This window comes from Rothia sp. HMSC061C12 (assembly GCF_001815755.1).
Classification (GTDB): Bacteria; Actinomycetota; Actinomycetes; order Actinomycetales; family Micrococcaceae; genus Rothia; species Rothia mucilaginosa.
Genome location: NZ_KV821855.1, coordinates 1 through 2,132, shown reverse-complemented (window position 1 = coordinate 2,132; position 2,132 = coordinate 1). Strand labels below are relative to the sequence as shown.

The window sequence follows — 2,132 nt, the reverse complement described above, 5'->3', positions numbered from 1 at the left end:
TCTTCTGCCATGGTTTTTAACTACGACCAATGACGCTAAACCATGGCACAACTTGCAGTGCGGCACGGTAAAGAGGGGCGGCCCCGGATGGCACATGCATCCGGGGCCGCCACCTCGTTTCTTAGGGGGAATTTTATCGTCATCTTGATACAATTTTAGAGGGGATAATTAGCAGACAGAAGGGTTGGAACATGTTATTAATGTGCGGCAGATTTTTTACAATAAAATTTAGTGGCGCGACAAGAGAACTAATTTTACGAGAGACTATTGGAGGAATCGATGGCTTTTCTGGGCTACAACAAAGACGAAAAGTTAGAATTTAACTATAAGAGGGCCTGCGGGTTGTGGCTAATTGTGGTGGCGGCAGTTATAGCAATAGCCACATTGGTCGGAGGAAAACAAATAATAAACATGCAAGTATTCAGCATTGGGTACGTCGTCAGCTTTTTCTCAATCAACATGAATAAAAAGGTGCTGAATAGACTATCCGATGGCCCTTCAAGTGAATTTCAAAATAAAGTATCCTCGTATGCTGTTGTTTTGCTATTTGTCTTAATGGTTTTGCTGGGTGGCCCATTCTTTGCAACTGAAAATTGGAGACTGATTTGGCTTGGAGCGCTGATGGCAACCGCGCTGCACTTCTTCCCATACTATTTTGTGCATGGAAAGTCAATGATATACCTGGGTCTTATCTGTGCCATTAACGTGTTTGCGGGATATATTTTTACCAACATCCCGTTAGAGGTAATTGCATATATCGACGCGGCGATTAAGCTCATCTTCGGAATCTATCTGCTATTCCTTTCAAAGCCGTCAAAGCAAATTTAAGGCAGATCTTCGGCACAACAAATCAGGGCGGCCCCGGACGCACACGCATCCGGGGCCGCCTGCTAGGAAAGGAACAATCACCGATGACGAACCAACTACTGTTAACGCAGGTGCTAGCTGCTGGGTTTGACTGGAACTATCTCTGGCACTGGACTCATGACCAGGATCTCGGCAAAGTGCTGATTTCTGCAATCGCACCGATTGCAACGGCGGTCATTGCTGCTTTAAGTCTTATACTGAGTGCCCGCAGGGAGACTAAGCAGATGGAACTCTCCAAACAAGGAACACCTCCTGAGCTGACGAGGTATAAAGAATGGCTTGAAATTTCTGAAAAATATAAAGAGCTTGTCAAGTTTGGAAATGTAGATGCGCTTTCTATAACTTCTGAAGAATATAGGGAGATTGAAGCATCTCGAAAAGCATCTCTTGAACGTGCTGTTTGGGAACGTAAAGTTTTTGCATTTTGTCCATATTCTAATGCTCAAAAACTTCTTATGCAGATTAACCCCTCAAAGATTTATCGAATCATAAATCTTAAAAATGGGGATTCTGTGTCATGTATGGATGTCTATGTTCCCTCGGATTTCAAGCCTTATTGGATGTGTTTTTCTTTCTGGGGTTTTCTGTATGTTACATGCTTTACTCTTCTTTGTGTGAATGTTTCCAGTGGAAACAACACTGATGCACTGTTTTGGTTCGTCGAGATAATCTTTGTGTTAGTTTTATTTCCATTTTTCATAGGAATTCTTCCTAATGGAATTAGTGGGGTTGTAGAGGCCAACTATTTCTTTCGAAGGATAATAGTCTCTCGTGGGCAGAAATTTGAAATCAGTATTAACTCGGAGAGGGAGATGATGGCGAAACGTTTGAGGAATTCGATATTAGATTCTGTTAATCCTGATACTGTTTATTACCCATGGGAAGGAAAGAACTCCATAATTGCTATCTTTATGAAAATTGTGACATATTTTAGTCCTGGTTATTATGTGCGAAAAGGTTTTAAAAATGCGGATAGTGTTTTGTGGGGATCCTACAAAGAAGAGCTATTGAATGGTGATTTGAAGGAAAAATTGGGGCGTAAAGGTACTCAAGTGCCAAATTCTGATACCCCAGAAGAATCCCAGCCTACGCATCCGCAAGGGTAAACGTTGAGAAGCCACATGTGTTTCGAACAGCCACATCATAAGTGGCTTCTGGAAACACATGTGGCTTCTCGCTATGGGGCTGTAACACGTACAGAATTCGTGCCATGGTTTAGTGTCTTCGGCAATGGCTTTTAACTACGACCAAAGACACTAACCTAT

General features: G+C 42.4%; 2 protein-coding genes. Both read left to right on the top strand.

The genetic code is table 11. The features are described 5' to 3' along the window. The first annotated feature begins 279 nt into the window (after window positions 1–279). On the top strand, window positions 280–828 hold the full coding sequence (locus HMPREF3055_RS09365; protein ID WP_070737996.1) for a DUF6609 family protein: 549 nt from the start codon (window positions 280–282) through the stop codon (window positions 826–828). Window positions 829–911: 83 nt separating this feature from the next. Continuing rightward, window positions 912–1,973, top strand: coding sequence for a hypothetical protein (locus HMPREF3055_RS03585; RefSeq protein ID WP_070737993.1), 1,062 nt, complete (start codon window positions 912–914; stop codon window positions 1,971–1,973). The last annotated feature ends 159 nt before the right edge of the window (window positions 1,974–2,132 follow it).